This is a genomic window from Ewingella allii, assembly GCF_044430645.1.
Taxonomy (GTDB): domain Bacteria; phylum Pseudomonadota; class Gammaproteobacteria; order Enterobacterales; family Enterobacteriaceae; genus Ewingella; species Ewingella allii.
The window spans coordinates 591,184-613,227 of the sequence record NZ_JAWUDN010000001.1 but is presented as its reverse complement, the minus strand read 5'-3'; the positions used below and the strand labels follow the sequence as shown (position 1 = coordinate 613,227).

Annotated in this window: 19 protein-coding genes; 8 read left to right on the top strand and 11 right to left on the bottom strand. The window is 53.9% G+C overall.

The annotated features are described in order from the left end of the window. The first annotated feature begins 14 nt into the window (after positions 1 to 14). From kduD to SBO83_RS02980, 3 genes are all read left to right on the top strand, one after another. A complete protein-coding gene (gene kduD / locus SBO83_RS02990; RefSeq protein ID WP_353502461.1) occupies positions 15 to 776 on the top strand; it encodes a 2-dehydro-3-deoxy-D-gluconate 5-dehydrogenase KduD in 762 nt (253 codons plus the stop codon). Positions 777 to 927: 151 nt separating this feature from the next. Continuing rightward, the gene (locus SBO83_RS02985) at positions 928 to 1,485 is read left to right on the top strand and encodes a metal-dependent hydrolase (protein WP_396130404.1); all 558 of its coding nucleotides are present in this window, start codon (positions 928 to 930) and stop codon (positions 1,483 to 1,485) included. Between the two features lie 193 nt (positions 1,486 to 1,678). After that, a complete protein-coding gene (locus SBO83_RS02980) occupies positions 1,679 to 3,070 on the top strand; it encodes a cation:dicarboxylate symporter family transporter (protein WP_396130403.1) in 1,392 nt (463 codons plus the stop codon). Between the two features lie 81 nt (positions 3,071 to 3,151). On the opposite strand, the gene SBO83_RS02975 is transcribed toward SBO83_RS02980, so the two are convergent. From SBO83_RS02975 to SBO83_RS02950, 6 genes are all read right to left on the bottom strand, one after another. Continuing rightward, the gene (locus SBO83_RS02975; RefSeq protein ID WP_396130402.1) at positions 3,152 to 4,423 is read right to left on the bottom strand and encodes an alanine racemase; all 1,272 of its coding nucleotides are present in this window, start codon (positions 4,421 to 4,423) and stop codon (positions 3,152 to 3,154) included. 11 nt (positions 4,424 to 4,434) lie between these two features. Beyond that, a complete protein-coding gene (locus tag SBO83_RS02970; protein ID WP_396130401.1) occupies positions 4,435 to 5,172 on the bottom strand; it encodes an ATP-binding cassette domain-containing protein in 738 nt (245 codons plus the stop codon). Continuing rightward, positions 5,169 to 5,813, bottom strand: a complete 645-nt coding sequence (locus tag SBO83_RS02965; RefSeq protein WP_396130400.1) for an ABC transporter permease subunit — start codon at positions 5,811 to 5,813, stop codon at positions 5,169 to 5,171. Before SBO83_RS02965 ends, SBO83_RS02970 begins: the two co-directional genes overlap by 4 nt. After that, the gene (locus tag SBO83_RS02960; protein WP_396130399.1) at positions 5,810 to 6,547 is read right to left on the bottom strand and encodes an ABC transporter permease subunit; all 738 of its coding nucleotides are present in this window, start codon (positions 6,545 to 6,547) and stop codon (positions 5,810 to 5,812) included. The genes SBO83_RS02965 and SBO83_RS02960 overlap by 4 nt, the downstream gene beginning before the upstream one ends. Before the next feature lie 49 nt (positions 6,548 to 6,596). Next, a complete protein-coding gene (locus SBO83_RS02955) occupies positions 6,597 to 7,433 on the bottom strand; it encodes an ABC transporter substrate-binding protein (RefSeq protein ID WP_353502468.1) in 837 nt (278 codons plus the stop codon). A gap of 135 nt (positions 7,434 to 7,568) precedes the next feature. Further along, a complete protein-coding gene (locus SBO83_RS02950) occupies positions 7,569 to 7,961 on the bottom strand; it encodes a Rid family hydrolase (protein WP_396130398.1) in 393 nt (130 codons plus the stop codon). A 401-nt stretch (positions 7,962 to 8,362) separates the two neighbouring features. Here SBO83_RS02950 and SBO83_RS02945 point away from each other — a divergent pair, with 401 nt between their 5' ends. Continuing rightward, entirely contained in the window at positions 8,363 to 9,115 is a 753-nt protein-coding gene (locus SBO83_RS02945; protein WP_353502470.1) for an IclR family transcriptional regulator, read from the top strand. A gap of 62 nt (positions 9,116 to 9,177) precedes the next feature. On the opposite strand, the gene kdgR is transcribed toward SBO83_RS02945, so the two are convergent. Further along, positions 9,178 to 9,975 (bottom strand): DNA-binding transcriptional regulator KdgR, encoded by a 798-nt coding sequence (gene kdgR / locus SBO83_RS02940; RefSeq protein ID WP_034791220.1) that lies wholly within the window; start codon positions 9,973 to 9,975, stop codon positions 9,178 to 9,180. Positions 9,976 to 10,214: 239 nt separating this feature from the next. On the opposite strand from kdgR, the gene SBO83_RS02935 reads away from it, so the two are divergent. Then, the gene (locus SBO83_RS02935; protein ID WP_396130397.1) at positions 10,215 to 11,609 is read left to right on the top strand and encodes an MFS transporter; all 1,395 of its coding nucleotides are present in this window, start codon (positions 10,215 to 10,217) and stop codon (positions 11,607 to 11,609) included. An 82-nt stretch (positions 11,610 to 11,691) separates the two neighbouring features. Here the strand turns inward: SBO83_RS02935 and htpX are convergent, their stop codons facing one another. From htpX to SBO83_RS02915, 4 genes are all read right to left on the bottom strand, one after another. Continuing rightward, entirely contained in the window at positions 11,692 to 12,573 is an 882-nt protein-coding gene (htpX, locus tag SBO83_RS02930; protein WP_353502472.1) for a protease HtpX, read from the bottom strand. 290 nt (positions 12,574 to 12,863) lie between these two features. Then, positions 12,864 to 14,933 (bottom strand): carboxy terminal-processing peptidase, encoded by a 2,070-nt coding sequence (gene prc / locus SBO83_RS02925; protein ID WP_396130396.1) that lies wholly within the window; start codon positions 14,931 to 14,933, stop codon positions 12,864 to 12,866. Between the two features lie 19 nt (positions 14,934 to 14,952). Further along, positions 14,953 to 15,639: an RNA chaperone ProQ gene (gene proQ, locus SBO83_RS02920; protein WP_034791228.1), complete on the bottom strand. Its 687-nt coding sequence runs from the start codon at positions 15,637 to 15,639 to the stop codon at positions 14,953 to 14,955. Positions 15,640 to 15,734: 95 nt separating this feature from the next. Beyond that, on the bottom strand, positions 15,735 to 16,232 hold the full coding sequence (locus SBO83_RS02915; protein WP_185690162.1) for a GAF domain-containing protein: 498 nt from the start codon (positions 16,230 to 16,232) through the stop codon (positions 15,735 to 15,737). 253 nt (positions 16,233 to 16,485) lie between these two features. Between SBO83_RS02915 and yebS the strand changes: the two genes are divergently transcribed. The 3 genes from yebS to rsmF all read left to right on the top strand — a co-directional run bounded on the left by yebS (position 16,486) and on the right by rsmF (position 21,906). Next, a complete protein-coding gene (yebS, locus tag SBO83_RS02910) occupies positions 16,486 to 17,733 on the top strand; it encodes a membrane integrity lipid transport subunit YebS (protein WP_396130395.1) in 1,248 nt (415 codons plus the stop codon). Continuing rightward, the gene (locus tag SBO83_RS02905) at positions 17,702 to 20,332 is read left to right on the top strand and encodes a PqiB family protein (protein ID WP_353502475.1); all 2,631 of its coding nucleotides are present in this window, start codon (positions 17,702 to 17,704) and stop codon (positions 20,330 to 20,332) included. The genes yebS and SBO83_RS02905 overlap by 32 nt, the downstream gene beginning before the upstream one ends. A gap of 125 nt (positions 20,333 to 20,457) precedes the next feature. After that, positions 20,458 to 21,906, top strand: a complete 1,449-nt coding sequence (gene rsmF, locus SBO83_RS02900; RefSeq protein ID WP_396130394.1) for a 16S rRNA (cytosine(1407)-C(5))-methyltransferase RsmF — start codon at positions 20,458 to 20,460, stop codon at positions 21,904 to 21,906. Positions 21,907 to 22,044: the final 138 nt, after the last annotated feature.

The following is a 22,044-nucleotide window of genomic DNA, read 5'->3' as shown; positions in this document are numbered from 1 at the left end:
AAAGAGAAAAGACTATGATCCTTAATGCATTTGATTTGGCAGGAAAAGTCGCGCTAGTGACCGGCTGTAATACCGGGCTTGGACAGGGTATGGCGATAGGTTTGGCGCAGGCGGGCTGTGATATTGTCGGCGTCAATCTGAGTTCACCCGATGAAACCGCCGAAAAAGTGACGGCGCTGGGCCGCCGTTTTCTGGATCTTCGCGCCGATCTGGGCAGCATCGAAGGTATCCCGGAGCTGATTGAAAAAGCCGTCGGCGAGTTCGGGCATCTGGATATTCTGGTCAACAACGCCGGGATTATTCGCCGCGAAGACGCCATCGAGTTCAGCGAGAAGAACTGGGATGACGTGATGAACGTCAACAGTAAGACGCTGTTCTTTATGTCGCAGGCCGTGGCGCGCCAGTTCATCAAACAGGGACACGGCGGCAAAATCATTAATATCGCCTCCATGCTCTCTTATCAGGGCGGTATTCGCGTGCCGTCCTACACGGCGTCAAAAAGCGCGGTCATGGGGATCACTCGCCTGATGGCTAATGAGTGGGCCAAGCACGGCATCAACGTGAATGCCATTGCGCCGGGCTATATGGCGACCAACAACACCGAGCAGCTGCGCGCCGACGAAGGTCGCAGTAAAGAGATTCTGGAGCGGATTCCGGCGGGCCGCTGGGGTGTGCCCGAGGACGTGATGGGGCCGGTGGTCTTCCTGGCGTCAAAAGCCTCTGACTACGTGAATGGTTACACCGTGGCGGTTGATGGCGGCTGGCTGGCGCGTTAATCTCTGAGATTCGCACTAAAAAGACGCCTAAAATGGCGTCTTTTTTATTATATATCAAATAGTTGACAATTCGTTACAGGGTAACTCTTCCCTGATTGTGACAGTTTCACTTATACTGGATAAAATAACAGTTATTAAGTTCGGAAGCGTCATGACGGCGGAAGGCCATCTCATATTTTCAATCGCCTGTGCGGTATTCGCCAAAAAAGCGCAGCTCTCTCCAGAGCTGGCGCACGGGGACTGGTGGCATATTATCCCAGCCTCGCTGCTGACGTCACTGCTGCCCGACATTGATCACCCAAAATCGCTAATAGGCCAGCGGCTTAAGTGGGTTTCCGCGCCCATTGCCCGAGTCTTTGGGCATCGGGGGTTCACCCATAGCCTGTTGGCGGTGGTCGGCGGCATTTTCCTGATGCGTACCCATTTCCCTCATGATTGGGTGATCCCTATCGACGCCTTCCACGGCATGATTATAGGCTACCTCAGCCATATACTGGCGGACATGCTGACCCCTGCCGGAGTACCTCTGCTGTGGCCTTGCCGCTGGCGTTTTCGCCTGCCGCTGATCAATAGCCAGAAAGGCAACCAGCTGGAGCGCACATTATGTTTACTCTTGGTGGGCTTCACCCTGTTCTGGCCCGACTGGACGCCCATTATTGGTGCAATCAAGCCGGAGTCATTTAGCAAATTATTGAACCTGATCACCTAAAATCGCGCATAAAACAACCGCAAAAGGCATATTTAAGCCGTTTTTAGCTCATAAAGTTATAAAGCATTCTTTTTGGATATAAATCCCCCTCCAAATGAACTGTTATTCTATGCCCCAACGCTATGGGATGGTGCATTCCCCGCATTGGGGACATCAAAAAGCAAAACATAATTAGAAATTTGGAGATCTGGGTATGAATCTTCCGCTCGTGATTAACGTGGTGGTCTTCGTCGCCCTCCTTCTACTTTTGGCGCAAACCCGCCACAAGCAGTGGAGTCTGGCAAAAAAAGTACTGGTCGGTTTGGTGATTGGCGTAGTGTTTGGTCTGGCATTACAGCTGATTTACGGCTCTGACAACCCAGTACTGAAAACCTCTATTACCTGGTTCAATATCGTCGGGAATGGTTATGTGCAGCTGCTGCAAATGATCGTTATGCCGCTGGTATTTGTGTCCATTCTGAGTGCGGTTGCCAAGCTGCATAACGCCTCTTCACTGGGTAAAATCAGCTTCCTGACTATCGGCACGCTGTTGTTCACCACGCTTATCGCAGCCTTGGTAGGTGTGTTTGTCACCGGCCTGTTCGGCCTGACCGCGAACGGTCTGGTGCAGGGTGCTCAAGAAACGGCTCGTCTGTCTGCGCTGCAAAGCAACTATGTGGGTAAAGTCGCTGACTTGACCATGCCGCAGCTGATCCTGTCCTTCATTCCGAAAAACCCGTTTGCCGATTTAACTGGCGCAAGCCCGACGTCGATCATCAGCGTGGTTATCTTCGCTGCCTTTGTTGGCGTTGCTGCCCTGCAACTGGTTAAAGATGACCAAGAGAAAGGCCCGCGCGTGCTGGCGTTCATCGACACTCTGCAAGCCTGGGTGATGAAACTGGTTCGTCTGGTAATGAAGCTGACTCCATACGGCGTGCTGGCCCTGATGACCAAAGTGGTTGCCGGCTCTAACGTGCAGGATATCGTGAAGCTGGGTAGCTTCGTGGTGGCCTCCTATTTGGGTCTGGCCATTATGTTTGTGGTTCACGCGGTGCTGCTCTCTTTCACCGGCATTAACCCAGCGAAATTCTTCCGCAAAGTATGGCCGGTGCTGACGTTTGCCTTCACCAGCCGTTCTAGCGCTGCTTCTATTCCGCTGAGCGTTGAAGCGCAAACGCGTCGTCTGGGTATTCCTGAATCAATCGCCAGCTTCGCGGCGTCCTTTGGTGCCACCATTGGTCAAAACGGCTGTGCGGGTCTCTATCCGACCATGCTCGCGGTGATGGTTGCGCCAACCGTGGGCATTAACCCGTTTGACCCAATGTGGATCGCAACCCTCGTCGGTATCGTGACCCTCAGCTCTGCCGGTGTTGCTGGCGTGGGCGGCGGTGCAACCTTCGCGGCGCTGATCGTGCTGCCAGCGATGGGCCTGCCGGTAACGCTGGTTGCCCTGCTGATTTCAGTCGAACCGTTGATTGATATGGGTCGTACCGCGCTGAACGTCAGCGGCTCAATGACTGCCGGTACCATCACCAGCCAGTTGCTGCGCCAGACTGATAAGTCCGTATTGGACGCCGATGAGAACGCCGAACTGGCTCATCGCTAATTCAGTATTGACCCACTAGCCCCATAAAAAAGGCCGCGACGGATAACGTTGCGGCCTTTTTGTATTTCAGACACTTAGTGCTTAAAACGCGGTTTCCAGCGCATCCGTGACGCAGTAGTTGTCATCCACCAGCGGCAGGTAGCGCCATTTATCAAAGGCGGTGCATGGATGGGAAATGCCGCACCCGACCCAATCTCCCGGCTGGAGCTTCTCATCCTCCGGCAGCAGCAAATAGGCATGCTGGTCGTTCACGTCACTGATAGTCAAATGGCTGGCCGCGCGCGGCTCGCTGCCGTCGGTATTGCGGATCCACAGCGGGTTTGGCAAATCTTGGTCAAAAGGCACGTCGCGACGGCCAAAATCCACAAAAGCCAGTCCCGGCTCGGGGCGAGACAGCACCCTGCCCCAGATTTCCAATGACGCTTCGAAATGGTGGGTTGCGCCCGGCTGGGCAAAGGGCGCTATGCGCGAATAGAGTCCGCTGTCGTGGGCCATGTAGGCACCCGAGCGGATCAGCGGCGTGATCGGCAGAGGCAAGCTGGCCGCCGTGAAGCAGGACGTCACCACGTCAAACCACGCCCCGCCCCCCGCGCTAAGAATAATGTTGTCACTGGCGAACAGCTGCTTGTCGGCCAATCGCGCCGCCGTGGCGATCATCATTTCGCAATAGGCGTTCACTCGCGCAATGCCCGCCGCGTCGCGCCCTGCGCCCAGTGCGCCTTCATACCCCGCCACGCCGACCAGCCGCAGTTGGCTGCTGGCAGCAATGGCTTCGGCGATGCTAACTGCCTCCTCCTGCGACCGACAGCCGGTACGGCCGCCGCTGACTGACATCTCCAACAGCACGGAGATCTGGCTGTCACCCAGATTCTGCTCCAGCAGCTTCACGCCTTGTAGCGAATCGACATAACAGAGGAAGCCGTGGTCGGGATGATCCTGCTGCCACTGGCCGATCCAGCGGATCCCCGCCGGGTCCACCAGCTCATTGGCTAAAAACACGTTGCGAATACCGAACTGGCGCAGTGCGCGCACCTGAGCCGGGGTTGCCGCCCCCAGCCCCCAAGCCCCGCCTTCGCTAATGGCGCGGCGAAGCACGCACGGCGACATCGATGTTTTGCCGTGCGCCGCCAGCGTCACGCCATTCTCCCGGCAGAAAGCCGCCAGCTGGCGCAAATTATTTTCTAACGCCGACTGCTTCATGATCATCAGCGGCGAAAAGACCTTATCGCTACTTAATACCGCGGTGCCCTGTGGCAGAGGGGCATCGCCCGCGCCCGCTACTGATTTAAAGCGCGGAGCGGCCTGCTGTGGGTCAAGCTGGCCGTCGGCCCGCAATGGAAATTGAACAGACATGCTTCCTCCGATTAGTGCTCAAGCACGCGGGATAAGAATTGCTGGGTACGCTGATTTTGTGGATTAACAAAAATCTGCTCCGGGGTGCCCTGCTCGGCAATCCCCCCTTGGTCCATAAACACCACGCGGTCGGCGGTTTTACGCGCAAAGCCCATCTCATGGGTCACCACCACCATGGTCATGCCCTCGCGGGCCAGACTGCGCATCACTTCCATGACTTCGCCCACCAGCTCTGGGTCGAGTGCCGACGTGGCTTCATCGAAGAACATGATTTTGGGTTCGACCGCCAGCGCACGGGCGATCGCCACGCGCTGCTGCTGGCCGCCGGAGAGCTGGGCCGGATAATGGTGTGAACGCTCGGACAGACCGACGCGCGCCAGCGCCGCCATGCCGCGCTTGTTGGCTTCGGCCACGGAGAGCTTTTGCGCCTTAATCAGCGCCAGCGTGACATTGCCCAGCGCGGTTTTGTGTGGGAACAGGTTGAATTGCTGGAACACCATGCCGACGTGGCCGCAGATCTCGCGGGAGCGCTTCTTGTCATGCAGCGGCACATTGTTGACCCAGATTTCGCCACTGTCGGCGGTTTCCAGACCACTCATGATGCGCAGCACGGTACTTTTTCCGGAGCCAGAAGCACCAATCAGCACCAGCACCTCGCCCAGTGAGACGTCCAGACTGATCTCTTTCAGCACTTGGGTAGAGCCGAACGATTTCGTCACATTATTCAGCGTAATGGCGGGTTTACTCATGATAACTGACTCCTGGTTTGATGATGTTGAACCCAACGCGAAAGCGGGAAGCAGACCGCGAAATAGAGCAAGGAAACAAGGCCGTAAATCACCACCGGCTGGCCGATGCGGTCGACAATCGCCTGACCTTGGTGCATCAGCTCGGACATGCCAATCATGCTGACAATCGACGTATCTTTAATCAGAGACAGATATTGGCCGACGAGCGGCGGCAGCACGATGCCACGGGTTTGTGGCAGAACCACGCTCATAAAGGTTTGGCGTTTCGACAGGCCGAGGATCCATGAGACTTCCCACTGGCCTTTCGGCACGGCTTCAATCCCGCCGCGAAACACTTCGGCGATATAAGCCCCTTGGTAAATACTCAGGCCCAGAATGCCCGCCGCGAACAGGTTGATGTCATAGCCGAAGTAGGCCACGCCAAAATAGATAAACATCAGGGTTATCAGCACCGGCGTGCCGCGAAACAGCTCGGTATAGAGCACGGCGATCTGCTTGGCTATCGGCAGATTACTGGTGCGCAATACCGCCGCCAGCAGGCCGAGCAAGGTGCTGCCGATAATGGCCGCCACCGAGAGCATTAAAGTGATCCCCAAGCCTTGCAGCAAGATGGGTAGAGAACTGGTGATTAAATCGCTCATGAGGTTTTCCCTCCTTTCGCTGTAGGGGTCAGCCATTTCATCGGCTGCCACCATGCGGCTCTTTTACTCGAGGTCACCAGCGCCGGATGGAATAACTTCCGCCCCGCCACACTCCCAAGCCACGAGAAAATATTGCTAAACAGTAGATAGATGACCGTCACGATGCTGAAGGTCTGGATATAGAGCAACGTGCGGGCGTTAATCACCGTGGCCGTGCCGGTCAGTTCCGGCAGCGCGATGGCCGACAGCAGCGAAGTACCCAGCAGCAGCTGGATCAGGTTGTTAATGATGGCTGGCCATACTGCCCGCGCGGCCTGGGGCAGCACCACGCTGATAAACACCTGACTTTTCGGAATACCCAGCACCCACGCGGCCTCTAGCTGACCTTTCGGCACTGACTGAATACCCGCACGAAAGGTTTCTGAAAGATAAGCCCCGACGTTAATCCCCAGCGCCAATACGCCTGCGGTGAAGGCACTCATGGTGATGCCCATGGAAGGCAGGCCGAAGAAAATGATGAATATCTGCAATAACACCGGCGTGTTACGGATAAATTCGACATAGCAGTGGCTTATCCAGCGCACCACCGCCAGACGGGATGACTTCGCCAACGCCGAGATAAGTCCCAGCGCTAAGGCCAGCGCAAAGGCGATAATAGTGACTTGCAGGGTCAGCCACGCGGCGGAAAGAAACGTATCGCCATAGCGCCACAGGGTCAGCCATTGATAACTCATGGTCCTACTCCTTCGAGTGGCGCGGCATCAGCTGCCGCGCCCTTTACTATCAATATTGTGGGTTCAGCGGGTAGCGAGGTTTGCTGCCAAACCATTTCTGATACAGCGTGGCGTTGTCGCCAGAGGCGTTAATCTCGAAGAGGAACTCATTCAAATAGTTAGCCCACACCTGATCGCCCTGTTTCACGGCAAAGGCGTTGTACTCAAGAGGCACCAGCGCCTCATTGGTCACGGCCAGGGTTGGGTCGAGCTTGGCCTGATACGCCAGGAAGTTGTTATCTTCAATCATGGCGTCGGCCTGACCCTGTTTCACCGCCAGAATGGCAGCCTGCGAGGAGTCATATTCCTGGATATTGACTTTAATACCCAGATTGCGCACTTCATCGCCGTTGGTTGAGCCTTTCACCGTCGCGATAGTTTTACCCGCCATATCATGGGCAGATTGAATACCGCTATTTTTGCGCACCAACATTGCCTCGCTCGCCACCACGTAAGGGTTGGTGAAGGTAATTTCTTTAGCGCGATCAAGGTTGCGCGTGAAGTTACAGAACACCACGTCGACTTTATTGGTTTGCAGATTTGGAATTCGGTTGGCGCTGGTGGTATTGACCATTTCCAGCTTAACGCCCATCTCTTTGGCGAGGGCTTTGGCTAAATCAACGTCATAGCCGTCCGGGTTATTATCTTTATCGTAGAAACCGAATGGCGCGAAACTCAGGCAGTCGCCAACTCGCAGCGTGCCGCGCTGAAGGACGGTTTGCAGGGCGGATTGTGGCGCAGCGCCGGCTGCTTTTTTATCGTCGGTCGGCGTACAGCCTGCCAGAATGAGCAATGCCAAGGTGGTGGCAGCGGCTTTGACACTTACTTTCAGCGATGTTGTATTCATTTTTTCTCTCTTTATATAAATGGAGACTGATATGAAAAATAATTTCACAGAAAAATGAAAAGCAGGTGAGAATAAATACTGTCCCGGTGCGGTCGTAGTATTAAATAAATCGATAGCCAAATTTAATTGAAATAATTATTTACGATCAGAGCGGAAGCATTTCATATCGACTTCTACTTTACAGTCCACAACTAAATCTTGAACGCTACAAATACGGGCTGGAGGATGACCTTTAAATATCTCACTAAATACTTTGTTAAATGAACTGAAATAGCGCGCGTCAGTTAATACCGCCGTGACATGCACCACATCCTCTACCTGATAACCCGCTTCGCGCATGATGGTTAAGCAGTTGTCGAAGGCCAGTTGGGTCTGTTCAATGATGCCACCCTCGACGACTTCGCCGTCAATCATCGGCGTCTGGCCGGAGATATATAACCAGCCATCGGCCTCTACGGCCCGTGCGAAGGGGAGTTTCTGGCCGCCAGTGCCTGTTCCACCTTCTACACCGTAACGTTTAATCGCCATGCATTACTGCTCCTGTGTGGGAAAATGCTGTGCCTGCATCGGCACATCAACTGTCCGATATACCGGACATCAATCTCTGATACCGGACGAGCTCAGATTTGCATAGGAAATGAGCTTTTGCAATATGCACTGGATTAATTAGTTTTCGGCGATGTGTTCTGAGTCTCATAAATAAAACTTTCACACTGCGCCTTTGGATGAGAATGTGATCTTTATCTTATTTCTTCTGCCGCCATTAATTGCAGCGCGCTAAAGTGGGGCACCAAAATAGAACAGGTTATTTCTCTTTAAATAGATATCAGGATTAATTCTTTAACGCTGGGGATGGGTTAAATTCATTGGGCCGTGTATGATGCGTTGAATATATTCCGTCCGCACCATTACCACAGGGGAGTTGGCTTATGCCAGATGAGAAAGTATCGCGGGCGCGCGGTGTTGACAGGGTTATCGATATTTTTCGCCAATTGCATATTGCCGGCAGGCCCATGGCGATGCGGGATCTGATTGAAGCGACCGGGGCTCCACGCTCGAGCGTCTATGACTTAGTGAGCCTGTTGGGTGACGCTGGCCTACTGGAGTTAGATGCCGACGGCGCGGTATTTTTCGGCCGCGAGATGCACTATTACGGTGCAGACTACATGGCGCACAATGACTTGATCCGCCGGGCTCATCAGTTGATGGTAGAGATTGTGGCGCGCCATGGAGAAACCGTTCAACTCTGTATGTTGGAAGGCAATAAATACACCGTGGTGCTCTCAGAAAGTAACGCGCATCCGTTCAAAATCACCTCAGATATCGGCGTGCGAGTGCCCATTACCTGGACAGCGACCGGGCGCTTGCTGCTGAGCAACTGGTCGGATAGCGATATTCTCAAGCTGATCCCGGAAGAAGACTACCAGCTCGCCAATGGTCAGATTCTGGATAAACAGACGTTTCTCAACGAGATCCACTACGCGGGGCATTTGGGATACTGCATGACGGAAGGCCTATCAGAGAGCTTTACCTGCTGCATGGCCGCGCCAATTCGCTCTCGCGGGGGGCAGGCGGTGGCCGCCATCTGCTTTATGGTCAGTCGCGACACGCCAGAGGAGCGCCGCCAGATGCTGCTGAAAGAGCTGATCGACGCCGGGCGTAAGCTCTCTGACTTAACTTAATTTGCCTAGTGGGTGGCCGTCTCCCCTAACCTGGTTTAGCACGAGTAAGGGGAGCCAGCGGATTAGAACGGGTAGTCGTGGTAGCCCAGTTGCTGGGAGATGTTGCGCGCCGCAGTATGCAGCATGCTGACATAATCGTTTTTGCTCTCTTCAGAGAAACGAATGGTCGGGAAGGAGATACTTAAACCAGCCGTCACCACGCCGAAACGGTCAAACACCGGCACGGCGATACAACGCAGCCCCTGCTCCTGCTCTTCAATATCTTCGCCAAAGCCCTGCTCGCGAACCTTCACCAGCGCGTTACGCAGCGCGTCTGCATCAAGCAGCGTGTTTTCGGTACTGCGGGTAAATTCCATTTCTGACAACAATGAATCCACTTCGCTTCGCTCACCCCACGCCAGCAGCACTTTACCAATGGCGGTGCTGTGCAGTGGGTTGCGGCGACCAATGCGAGAATGCATGCGCAGGTTGTACATGGAATCGATTTTATGAATATAAACGATGCCAATGCCGTCCTCATCCAGTGCGCCGAGATGAATGGTTTCGCGGGTTAAGCGAGACAGCTCGCGCATTTGAATATCCGCGCTACGAATAAGATCGACGTTCTGCAACGCCTTCGCGCCCAGCTCAAATAACTTCAAGGTGAGAGAATATTTCTCAGACTCGCCTTCCTGAGCCACATAACCTAGCGATTTCATCGTCTGCAAAAAGCGATAGACGGTACTTTTCGACATCATCACGCGTTGCGAAAGTTCAGTAATACCAATCTCTCTTTCTTCTCCCAGCGCCTGCAAAATGCCAAAAACTTTCAGAACTGAGGAGACGGAATCCGGTTGTTTATCAAGATCTGCGTTAGCCATAACTCTCTTACCTGCCCGCTTTAGTTTTGTTTCAAAAAAAATAGAACACAGTTTTCATTATAATGGCAAGCTTTTAACAACCGCAATCATCCAGAAGAAAAGCTGAGGTTTGGCGCTAAATATTTCATAACTTTTCTTACAATATTACTAAGGATTCATAATAATCGCGGTTGGCACTACAGAGTCATTAGCGTGATAATATTTCCTCTTATTATTACCCCTAATGCCGACACTCATTCATGACACTCACGCCAAATGACGGGCTTCCCGTTCCTCAACGCTATGGGGCGATTCTGGCTATCGCTCTCGGCATTACTGTTTCCGTGCTGGATGGCGCGATTGCTAATGTCGCACTGCCGACCATTGCGAAAGATTTGAATGCCAGCCCGGCGTCCTCAATTTGGGTGGTCAATGCCTACCAGCTCGCAGTAACGATCTCGCTGCTGTCGTTGGCGTCATTGGGGGATATTTTTGGCTATCGCCGTATTTATCAGACCGGATTACTGGTCTTCAGCATTACATCGCTGTTTTGCGCCCTGTCGGACTCGCTGACCACCCTGACCATCGCGCGCATATTGCAGGGGTTTGGTGCGGCGGCGATCATGAGTGTTAACACTGCGCTAATCCGTATTATTTACCCGCAGCGCTTTCTCGGGCGAGGAATGGGGATCAACGCGCTGATCGTGGCGGTTTCTTCGGCGGCCGGGCCAACCGTGGCGGCGGGTATTCTGTCTATTGCCTCGTGGCAGTGGCTGTTTGCCATCAACCTGCCGATTGGTATCGCCGCGCTGGCGCTGGGGCTGAAGTTCCTGCCAGCCAACAGCACCAAAAGTCAGGGCCAGCGTTTCGACTTCACCAGTAGCCTGATGAACGCCCTGACCTTCGGTCTGCTGATCACCGCCATCAGCGGCTTCGCTCAGGGGCAAAATCGCCTGTTGGTGCTGGCTGAAGTGGTGGCGATGATGATCATCGGCTGGTTTTTCGTGCGCCGCCAGCTGTCGCGCCCTTTCCCACTGCTGCCGGTCGATTTACTGCGCATTCCGATTTTCGCTATGTCGCTCGGCACCTCGCTGTGCTCATTCAGCGCGCAGATGCTGGCCTTCGTGTCGCTGCCGTTCTTCTTGCAAAATACGCTGGGGCTGGATTCCGTCTCTACCGGCCTGCTGCTCACCCCTTGGCCTCTGGCCACTATGGTGATGGCGCCAATTTCTGGCCGACTGGTGGAACGTTTCCATCCGGGGATGCTCGGCGGTATCGGGCTGATTGTACTGTCATTCGGCCTTTATTCGCTCTCACTTCTGCCACATGACCCGTCTAATCTGAATATCGTGTGGCGCATGTTTATCTGTGGTGCCGGATTCGGTCTGTTCCAGTCGCCAAACAACCACACCATTATCACCTCTGCGCCGCGCAACCGCAGCGGCGGGGCAAGTGGGCTGCTGGGCACGGCGCGTCTGCTGGGGCAGACCACCGGCGCGGCGCTGGTAGCGTTGATGTTCAACCTATTCCCCGACCACGGCACTCACGCCTCGCTGATCCTTGCAGGAACGTTGGCGGGCGGCGGCGCGCTGGTCAGCTTTATGCGTATGACCCAGCAAACGGCCAGTCAGAAGGAAGCCGCTGAGAAATCTTAACCGTGCAGGTTCAACAATTCGCAGACATAAAAAAACCCGGCCATTTGAGCCGGGTTTTTCTTTAGCGAGTCACCAAGAGTTATTACTTAATGTACTGGCCGCTGCGTAACGCTTCGATACGCTTATCCAATGCCGGGTGCGACATGAACAGCTCGCTGAACGACTTGGATTTACCGTTAATGCAGAACGCCATCATGCTACCCGCCTCTTGCGGCTCATGGCTGGTTTTCAAACGCTGCAGCGCGGCAATCATCTTCTCCCGGCCAACCAGTTTAGCGGAACCGGCGTCGGCGTAGAACTCACGGTGACGCGAGAACCACATAGTAATGATGCTGGCCAAGATACCGAATACCAGTTCAAGCACGGTGGCAACCGCGAAGTAAATCATCGGGTTACCGCCGTTGCTCTCTTCCCCATCACGGTTGCCGGAAAGGAAACCAGACGCCACCTGAGCAATCAGGCGAGAAATAAAGATAACGAAGGTATTCACGATACCCTGAATCAGCGTCATGGTGACCATGTCGCCGTTGGAAATATGGCTGATCTCGTGGGCGATAACCGCTTCGGCTTCGTCCTGGCTCATGCTTTGCAGCAGGCCGGTACTGACGGCAACCAGAGATGAGTCACGGCGTGCGCCGGTAGCAAAGGCGTTGATGTCCGGCGCGTGATAAATCGCCACCTGTGGCATGGCAATGCCTGCCTGCTGAGACTGGCGACGCACGGTTTCAACCAACCAGCGCTCGGTTTCGTTACGCGGCTGTTCGATGACTTCGCCGCCAACCGAACGTAACGCCATCCATTTAGACATCAGTAAGGATACGAAGGAGCCACCGAACCCGAACAGACCGGCCATGATCATCAGACCTTGCACGCTGCTTGACTGAATGCCCGTAAGGCTCAGCACCAGACCGAAAATCAGCATGACCGCCAGGTTAGTTAACAGGAACAACCCTATACGCATCATAAAATGTCACTTCCTCATTGTTGTTTCGTTTTTTATTGTCAGGTGAAAATCGACAAAACTCATCGACCTGCCTAGATCCTATGGGCTTATGGTGCAGATTCAAGAGTCGGGCGCCGTTATGCCCCTAAAATCACAATACTTTACAAATTGCAGCGTTTGCTCTCATTTATTTATCCACAATTGTGCATATTCACAGCGCCACGGGTTCGCTGCGGCTCGCCCCGTCGCTGGATCACAGGCAATAAAAAAGCGCACCGGAGTGCGCTTTTCGTGTCGACCGAAGTCAGGACTTATTTGCTGGCAGCGGGGGCTTTGTCGCCCTGCTCTTTCAGTAGCTTAGCCAGTTCAACGGCAATGTTGTCAGCTTCATCAAGGTAAGGGTCTGGAGCGACATAATCTTTAGGTAACTCATCCAAAGATTTCAGCGGCTTCTTACCTTCACGTTTGAAACGTTCGTTCAGACGAGCCAGGCGCGTTGCATCATCCTCTTTGTCTTCTTTATCACGCTGGGCGTAGTTCAGAGAGACGGTATCACGCTTGTCTTTCAACGCTTTGTAGCGCGCGATATCTTGCTGGATGTACTGGAACTCTGGGTCTTTGGCGATACGTGCATCGTGATCTTTCAGCAGTTCAGGAACGAAAGGTTTCAGATCGCCGGTCTTGGTGTAGGTGGCAGCACTGATGCTATCCCACGGCAAGGCGTTATCTTCAAACTTCTCGCCTGTTTCAATCGCTTCAATCCCGGTAGGCATCAGAATGTCAGGAGTTACGCCCTCACGCTGAGTACTGCCGCCGTTGATGCGATAGAACTTCTGAATGGTGTACTGAACAGAGCCTAGCGCAGGCCACTCAGGGCGCAGCATCTGGTCATAAATACGGTTTAGAGAACGGTATTGCTGCACAGTACCTTTACCGAAAGTCGGTTCACCCACAATCAGAGCACGGCCGTAATCCTGCATTGCAGCGGCAAAAATCTCTGACGCAGAGGCACTGAAGCGGTCAACCAGCACCACCAGTGGGCCTTTGTAGTAAACAACGCCGTCGGTATCGCTATCCTGACGAATGCGACCATTGTTATCACGCACCTGCACGACCGGGCCGCTTGGAATAAACAGGCCAGACAGGGACACGGCTTCGGTCAATGCACCGCCGCCGTTAGTACGCAAATCGATAACCAGGCTGCTGACATCCTGCTTGGCCATTTTTTGCAGCTGCACTTTGACATCATCAGTCAGGCCAACGTAGAAGCCCGGGATATCCATCACGGCGACTTTTTCGTTTCCAACTTTCTTGATTGTCATCTTAACGGCGCGGTCTTCCAGACGGATTTTCTCGCGGGTCAAAATAACAGTACGGGTTTTGGTACCTTTACCAGCAGGCAGGATTTCGAGACGAACTTTACTGCCCTTCGCGCCTTTGATCAGAGCGACGACGTCGTCGAGACGCCAGCCAATCACATCAACCACGCCTTTGCTGGTGGCTACCTGTCCAACGCCGACGATACGGTCACCCACTGCGATAGCTTTGCTTTTGGCCGCCGGGCCGCCTGCTACCATCGAGTTGATCACGGTGTAATCATCGTCGCCTTGCAACACCGCACCAATACCTTCCAGAGACAGGCTCATTTCAGTATTGAATTGCTCGGTGCTGCGTGGAGACAGATAGTTAGTATGTGGGTCGATTTCATGCGCGAAGGCATTCATCACCAACTGGAAAACATCTTCGCTGTTGCTCTGGGTGAGACGCTTCATCGCAAAACGATAGCGTTTCGTCAGCACATCACGAATTTCCTGATCGGTCTTCCCGGTCAGCTTGAGGTTCAGCTCGTCATATTTGACTTTGGCATCCCACAGACTGTCCAACTCGGCTTTATCTTTCGGCCAAGGGGCTTTTGCGCGATCAAGATTGATGGTGTCGTTGCCCGTGAAATTCATTGGGCGCGCCAGCACTTCCAACGCATAGGTATAGCGTTCGAAACGGCGTTTTTGAGCCAGATTGAACAGCGCGTAAGGCGTATTCAGTTGACCCGTTTTGAGTTCCTCACCCAGCGTGCTGCGTTTATCAGCGAACTGAGCTACGTCGGAGGCCATCAAAACGTTATGGCCATAATCGAGCATGTTGAGGTAACGGTCGAAAATCTTAGCGGAGAAATCTGCATTAAGGTCAAATTGACGATAATGCGAACGGGTAAAGCGTGCCGTAACACGCTCGCTTACCGTTGCGTCCTGAGGCTCTTGTGTCAGTTGCTTGAGCTGGTCGATAGTCACCGGGGCACTATCGTTCGCATAACTGGTGTTAACCAGACTGGCTCCTGACAACAAAAGACCTGCAATAACGCTTAATCTGACAAATTTGTTCATGCCTGAGTTGGCCTCCGTATCAGAACTGCAAGTGTTCTGCGCGCACGATCATCGCCAGACCCGTAGAGAGCTGAACTCGAACACCGTCTTTGGCAATTTCCAAAACGGTGGCGTCCATAGCACTCTGACCGGCTCTCACTTTGATCTCTTGGCCAATTTGCAGTTTTGAGATATCTGTGACTGGCACCTGACGCGGTTCACGTTTTTCCTCACGCGGTGGGCGAGGTGCACGTGGTTTGCGATTTTCTTGACCAGCTACAGCAGCAGGCGCGTTTTCACGGCGCGGCGCAGGTTTTTTAGCAGCCGGACGTGGACGACGTGGTTCGGCTTCACCCGCTTCACGACGCTTAGCCTGTTGTTCAGCACGTTGTGCTTGAACACGAGCTTTCGCTTCTTCTAATTGTTTACGGGCATGTTCGACGTGCTGTTCTTCCAGCTCACCACATGCATTACCGTCAAGGTCAACGCGCTGTGCGCCAACTTTAACGCCGTACAAATAACGCCAGCTTGAGGTATATAGACGCAGAGCAGAGCGCAGCTGAGTTTTACTCAGATTCTCTTCGCCTTGCACGCGCTCGACCAAATCCGCAAAAATACCGATCTTTAAAGGACGAGCTTCGCCTTCGGCGCTAAAACAGAGCGGGAAACGCTCGGCCAAAAAGGCAATGACTTCTTTACTACTGTTCAACTTAGGTTGATTTTCCATGAAATTTCCTGATTACAACGGGTTTGCCAACCGGCGCAGGCATGAACAGGCGTCATTATAATGACGCCACCGTTAAATGCCACGTTATCCGTAGATCAACTTGCGATCAGATTGACATATTTTGCTGCATCGCTGTTTTGCAGATGCTGGCAAAGCCCGGCTACTAACTCTGTTAGCCCTTGTTCATCCGCTTCGTCGAAGCGTTGATAGACGGTGCTATCGATGTCCAGGACGCCAATCACTGTGCCATTAACGCTAATCGGTAAGACGATTTCTGCGTTACTTGCTGCGTCACAGGCGATATGTCCGGGGAACGCATGCACGTCACCGACGCGCTGCACGGCATTTTCAGCCACGGCAGTCCCACAAACGCCCTTTCCTACCGGGATGCGCACGCAGGCAATTTTGCCTTGAAAAGGTCCAAGCACCAGTGTGGAACCATCCATAAGATAGAATCCAGCCCAGTTAACCCCTTCAAGACGCTCATAAAGTAAGGCGCTGGCATTCGACAGAGTAGCAATAAAATTGTTCTCTCCGGCGATAAGCGCGTTCAGATCACGTTTTAATTCCGCGTAGAATTCTTGTTTATTCATGTAATAACCAATAATGACCCAAGGGCAGTCAGCCGATATGTTGTGCTTAACCCCTATAAAATAAGCATTAAATACTCATCTGAACAAGGTTAATCCTATGTCACTTCAAAAAGACTGACCTACAATGACTGTTTGCCGACCGCATAATACGTTATTTTGTTAAAAATACCTGACAGATCTTAACATCCCTGCCCTGTAGAGCATTTCAGGGTAAGTACAATGATAACAACAGGCAAATCTACACTCAGGCTCTATGAAAATACGCACATTGTCAGGACCTTTACCGCAGGCACGCTATCAGCGTTGTAATGAATGCGATTACCTCTTTTCTATTCCTGACCTGAAGAAAACGCAAACTGCGCATTGTCCGCGCTGCAATGCCAAGGTGGAAAAAGGCCGGGTCTGCTCCCTGTCGCGTCTCATTATTATCGCCATTAGCATCTTGGTGCTGATGCCGTTCGCCTTCACCGAGCCATTAATCAGCATCCGTCTGCTGGGGACCCGCATTGATGCCAGCCTGTTCGAAGGTATCTGGCAGATGTCGAGCCAAGGCTCGCCGCTTACCGCCAGCATGGTCGCCTTCTGTACCATTGGCGCGCCGGTCACTTTAGCCGGTTCTATCCTTTATCTGCACTTTGGCAGCCGTTTGGGGATGAACCTCAAGCCGGTGCTATTGATGCTCGATAGGCTTAAAGACTGGGTGATGCTCGACATCTATCTGGTCGGCATGGCGGTGGCTAGCATCAAAGTGAAAGAGTACGCCGACATCGACGTTGGCCCGGCGCTGCTGGCTTATCTAATGATGACCGTGCTGGTGACGATGACGCTGATCAACCTGAATATCGAGCAGCTTTGGGAGGAGTTCTATCCGCAGCCGCGCCCGAAAGGTCAGCCCTCCACCTTTAAGCTCTGCCTGTCGTGCAAATTTACCGGCCACGCCGATAACAAAGGCCGCTGCCCGAGGTGCCACGTGCCGATGACGGTGCGTTACAAACATAGCCTGCAGAAGACCTGGGCGGCGCTGATTGCCGCCATGGTGTTCCTGTTGCCGGCGAACCTGATGCCGATTTCGATTATTTATCTCAATGGGCAACGCACCGAAGACACGATATTCTCCGGCGTGGTTTCACTGGCGACCTCCGGTAACGTGCCGATTGCCGCCATCGTCTTTATTGCCAGCGTTCTGGTACCTTTCACCAAGGTTATTGTGATGCTGACTTTACTGTTGAGTATTCATTTTAAGGCGATTCAAGGATTGAAAACGCGGATACGCTTACTGCGGGTAGTGACCTGGATTGGTCGCTGGTCGATGCTTGATCTGTTTGTCATTTCCTTGATGATGTCGTTGGTTAACCGTGACCAACTGTTGTCATTTACAATGGGACCGGCGGCCTTCTTCTTTGGGACCTCCGTGATCCTTACAATACTTGCCGTAGAATGGCTTGATAGCCGCTTGATTTGGGATGCACATGCAACAGGAAACGCCGAATACACCGACTGAAGCGCGGGTTAAAAACAGACGCCGGATATCGCCTTTCTGGCTTCTGCCTTTTATTGCCTTATTGATAGCGGGCTGGCTTATCTACAGCAACTATCAGGAAAGAGGCACCACCGTTACCATTGATTTCCAGTCTGCCGCCGGGATTGTCGCGGGGCGAACCCCTGTGCGCTATCAGGGGGTGGAAGTCGGCACCGTCGAGTCAATCAGTCTGAGCAAAGACCTGCGCACCATTATGGTCAAGGTCAGCATCAAGAGCGACCTGTCGGACTCCTTGCGCGATGGCACCCAGTTCTGGCTGGTCACGCCTAAGGCCTCACTGGCCGGGGTTTCTGGTCTGGATGCCTTAGTTGGCGGTAACTACATCGGCATGATGCCGGGCAGCGGTAAAGAGAAAGATCACTTCGTCGCGCTGGATACGCAGCCGAAATATCGCCTGAATACCGGCGAGTTGATGATTCATCTCCACGCGCGGGATCTTGGCTCCCTGAGCAACGGCTCGCTGGTTTACTACCGTAAAATTCCGGTGGGTAAAGTCTATGATTACGATATCGAAGCCGGAAACGATGGCGTCACTATCGACGTTCTGATTGAGCGCCGTTTCGCCCATTTGGTGAAAGACACCAGCCGCTTCTGGAATGTCTCCGGCTTTAAAGGCGATTTCAGCCTCAGCGGCGCGAAAGTTGAGATGGAAAGCCTCGCCGCGCTGGTCAACGGAGCTATCGCACTCGACTCGCCGATTGATGGCAATTCGGCCAAACAAGAGCAGTCCTACGAGCTATACCCTGATTTGGCGCAGAGCCAGCGCGGGGTAGAGATCGACCTCGACTTACCCAACGGCGACGGGCTGAAAGAGGACCGCACCCCACTGATGTACCAGGGTTTGCAAGTCGGTACCCTGACCAAAGTGACCCTTCAACCAGACAACAAGGTAACGGGGAAACTCACGGTTGATCCGTCGGTGATTGACATGATGCGCACCGGCACGCGCATTGAGATGAATAGCCCGAAAATCAGCCTGAGCAATGCCAAGCTGAGCCAACTGCTGACCGGCAACACGCTGGAGCTGATCCCGGGCGAAGGCCAGCCGCAGAAGCACTTCACCGTGCTCGACAGCAATCAGCGCCTGCTGCAAGACCCGGGCGTGTTGCAAATTCAGCTTAATGCCCCAGAAACCTTTGGTATTGATGCCGGGCAGCCGGTGATACTTCACGGCATCGCCGTCGGCCAAATCCTTGACCGCAAAATGACCGATGAAGGGATTGTGTTTAACATCGCGATAAAGCCTGAATACAAAGGCCTGTTGCACAAAGACAGTAAATTCGTGGTCAACAGCCGCGTTGATGTCAAATTAGGCATCGACGGCATGGAAGTGCTAGGCGCCAGTGCCCAAGAGTGGGTTGACGGCGGCGTGCGCATTATTCCGGGCGGTAAAGGCGAGCCGGCGAAAAAATACCCGCTCTTCAGTAACGCTGAAAAAGCCGCCGAAGGCATTCAAGGGGAGCAGCCGGGCGCCACGCTGACGCTCACCGCCAAGAGCCTGCCGGACGTGCAGGCAGGTTCCGTGGTGCTGTATCGCAAATTCCAGGTTGGGCAAATTGTGGATGTCACGCCAAAAGCCAACGACTTTGACATCGACGTCTATATCCGCCCTGAATACCGTAAGTTACTCACTGACAAGAGTATTTTCTGGGCCGAGGGTGGCGCGAAAGTACAGCTGAATGGCAGCGGATTGACCGTCCAAGCTTCGCCGCTCGACCGCGCGCTGAAAGGTGCGATCAGCTTCGATAACAATGAAGGCGTCACGCTGAGCAAAGGCGCGAAACGCGTATTGTATGAGTCAGAAACCGCCGCGCGCGCCGTAGGCAGCCAAATCACACTGAATACTTACGACGCCAGCAAGCTCTCTGCCGGAATGCCAATTCGCTACCTAGGTATCAACATTGGTCAGGTTGAGTCGCTGAAGCTCGAGTCAAAACTGAATCAAGTCTCAGCCAAAGCCGTGCTCTACCCTGAGTATGTCGACACCTTCGCCCGCATGGGGACGCGATTCTCTATCGTTTCACCGGAAATTTCCGCCGGCGGGGTTAGCAATCTCGACACCCTATTGCAGCCTTACATCAATGTGGAAGCAGGCAAAGGCCCGGCCTCGCGCACCTTCGACCTGCAAGAATCGACCATCACCGATTCCCGTTACACCGATGGCTTGGGCATCGTGATGGATGCTGCCGAGGTAGGTTCGCTACAAATCGGCACGCCAGTGCTGTTCCGCGGTATCGAAGTGGGCACCGTGACCGGTTTCTATCTGGGCGCGATGGCTGACCGGGTTAACGTCACGCTGCGTATCAGCAAGAAGTATCAGTATCTGGTGCGCGACAACAGCGTGTTCTGGCTGGCTTCGGGCTATAACCTGCAGTTTGGGCTGACAGGAGGAATGCTGAAAAGCGGCACCTTCCAGCAGTTCATTCGCGGCGGTATTGCCTTCGCTACACCGCCGTCCACGCCGGTGGCACCAAAAGCCGGAGCGGGCCGCCACTTCCTGCTTAATCCCGAAGAGCCGAAAGATTGGCAGAAATGGGGCACGGCGATCCCGAAAAACTAAGTTTCGCCGCGTGATGTGATAAGGCCGCCTTCGGGTGGCCTTTTTGTTGCTGCACCGCGCCTCGTCGGAACATGGTAAACTTGCGCCAATTTGATTTTCCGTTTCCTCTGCGACGAGACCTTCCTTTGTCCAAACCAACTCAATTTGTGGCGAAATTGCCACCCGCGTTCCTTGATGCAACCCGTGAAATCATGCCAGCCTCTCTGAGCATGGACGACTTTATTGCCGCCTGTAATCAGCCGCTGCGCCCCAGCCTGCGGGTTAACACGCTAAAAATCAGCGTCGACGACTTCCTTGCGCTGGCAGCCAGCTACCAGTGGGAGCTGACGCCGGTGCCCTGGTGCGCCGAAGGCTTCTGGATTGTCCGTCAGGGCGATGATGAAACCCGTCTGGGTAACGCGCTGGCGCACCTCGCCGGGCTGTTTTACATTCAGGAAGCCAGCTCCATGCTGCCGGTTACTGCCCTGTTTGCCAACGACACCCAGCCGACGCTGGTGATGGACGTGGCGTCTGCGCCCGGCTCCAAAACCACGCAAATCGCCGCGTTAATGAATAATCAGGGCGGCATCGTCGCCAACGAATATTCCGCCAGCCGGGTGAAGGTTCTGCATGCCAATATCAGCCGCTGCGGCGTGGCAAACACCGCCCTCACCCATTTCGACGGACGGGTGTTTGGTGCGGCGCTGCCAGAAACCTTCGACGCCATCTTGCTCGACGCTCCCTGTTCGGGCGAAGGCGTGGTGCGTAAAGACCCGGATGCCATGAGTAACTGGTCACCAGAGAGCGTTGTCGAGATTGCCGCCACCCAGCGCGAACTGATTAACAGCGCCTTCCACGCCCTTAAGCCGGGCGGCACCTTGGTTTATTCCACCTGCACCTTGAACGCGCAGGAAAATCAGCAGGTCTGCCAATGGCTGTTGGATGAATATCCAGATGCCGTGGAAGTCGAGTCGCTGGCCGACCTGTTCGACGGCGCGCAGAAGGCGCTGACCGCCGAGGGGTATCTGCACGTTTTCCCACAAGTTTATGACAGCGAAGGCTTTTTCGTTGCACGTCTGCGCAAAACGGCTTCGATTGACCGCCTGCCAACGCCGGGCTACAAAGTGGGGAAATTCCCCTTCTTCCCCCTGTCGCGCAAAGAGAGCGCCGAGGTGGTCGCCGCAGCGCAAAAGTCCGGCATTGTTTGGTCCGACCATGAGATGGCCATTTGGGAGCGAGATAAAGAGCTGTGGCTTTTCCCGCGCGTGCTCGAGCCGCTATTCGGCAAAGTGCGTTTTTCAAGGATTGGCATGAAGCTGGCCGAGCGTTTCTCCAAAGGCTTCCGCTGGCAGCATGAAGCCGTTGTCGCGCTGACCACAGGCTCTGGCGATAGCCAATTTGCCATTGACGATGAGCTGGCACAGGCGTGGTTCCGGGGCGTGGATATTTACCCGCCCGACTCTCCAACCCACGATGAATGCATCGTGACCTGGCAGAATCAGCCACTTGGGCTGGCAAAACGCATCGGCAGCAGAATAAAAAACAGCTTACCGCGTGAACTGGTGCGCGATGGTGCTATTCGCCCTCATAAGTGAGCATTAGTCCACCATTAATAGCACTCAGCTATTAGCAATAACTTGAGTTATTTTTAATGCGCTCGTCAATTACAATTAACTTATTTGATTGACGGGCTTACGTATATCCTCAATTTTTTGTTGGAATTAGTAGTAGGA

Excerpts from the sequence above, each read along its gene's own strand:
- kduD (WP_353502461.1), top strand. The coding sequence starts at position 15 with ATGATCCTTAATGCATTTGATTTGGCAGGAAAAGTCGCGCTAGTGACC.
- SBO83_RS02985 (WP_396130404.1), top strand. The coding sequence starts at position 928 with ATGACGGCGGAAGGCCATCTCATATTTTCAATCGCCTGTGCGGTATTC.
- SBO83_RS02980 (WP_396130403.1), top strand. The coding sequence starts at position 1,679 with ATGAATCTTCCGCTCGTGATTAACGTGGTGGTCTTCGTCGCCCTCCTT.
- SBO83_RS02975 (WP_396130402.1), bottom strand. The coding sequence starts at position 4,423 with ATGTCTGTTCAATTTCCATTGCGGGCCGACGGCCAGCTTGACCCACAG.
- SBO83_RS02970 (WP_396130401.1), bottom strand. The coding sequence starts at position 5,172 with ATGAGTAAACCCGCCATTACGCTGAATAATGTGACGAAATCGTTCGGC.
- SBO83_RS02965 (WP_396130400.1), bottom strand. The coding sequence starts at position 5,813 with ATGAGCGATTTAATCACCAGTTCTCTACCCATCTTGCTGCAAGGCTTG.
- SBO83_RS02960 (WP_396130399.1), bottom strand. The coding sequence starts at position 6,547 with ATGAGTTATCAATGGCTGACCCTGTGGCGCTATGGCGATACGTTTCTT.
- SBO83_RS02955 (WP_353502468.1), bottom strand. The coding sequence starts at position 7,433 with ATGAATACAACATCGCTGAAAGTAAGTGTCAAAGCCGCTGCCACCACC.
- SBO83_RS02950 (WP_396130398.1), bottom strand. The coding sequence starts at position 7,961 with ATGGCGATTAAACGTTACGGTGTAGAAGGTGGAACAGGCACTGGCGGC.
- SBO83_RS02945 (WP_353502470.1), top strand. The coding sequence starts at position 8,363 with ATGCCAGATGAGAAAGTATCGCGGGCGCGCGGTGTTGACAGGGTTATC.
- kdgR (WP_034791220.1), bottom strand. The coding sequence starts at position 9,975 with ATGGCTAACGCAGATCTTGATAAACAACCGGATTCCGTCTCCTCAGTT.
- SBO83_RS02935 (WP_396130397.1), top strand. The coding sequence starts at position 10,215 with ATGACACTCACGCCAAATGACGGGCTTCCCGTTCCTCAACGCTATGGG.
- htpX (WP_353502472.1), bottom strand. The coding sequence starts at position 12,573 with ATGATGCGTATAGGGTTGTTCCTGTTAACTAACCTGGCGGTCATGCTG.
- prc (WP_396130396.1), bottom strand. The coding sequence starts at position 14,933 with ATGAACAAATTTGTCAGATTAAGCGTTATTGCAGGTCTTTTGTTGTCA.
- proQ (WP_034791228.1), bottom strand. The coding sequence starts at position 15,639 with ATGGAAAATCAACCTAAGTTGAACAGTAGTAAAGAAGTCATTGCCTTT.
- SBO83_RS02915 (WP_185690162.1), bottom strand. The coding sequence starts at position 16,232 with ATGAATAAACAAGAATTCTACGCGGAATTAAAACGTGATCTGAACGCG.
- yebS (WP_396130395.1), top strand. The coding sequence starts at position 16,486 with ATGAAAATACGCACATTGTCAGGACCTTTACCGCAGGCACGCTATCAG.
- SBO83_RS02905 (WP_353502475.1), top strand. The coding sequence starts at position 17,702 with ATGCAACAGGAAACGCCGAATACACCGACTGAAGCGCGGGTTAAAAAC.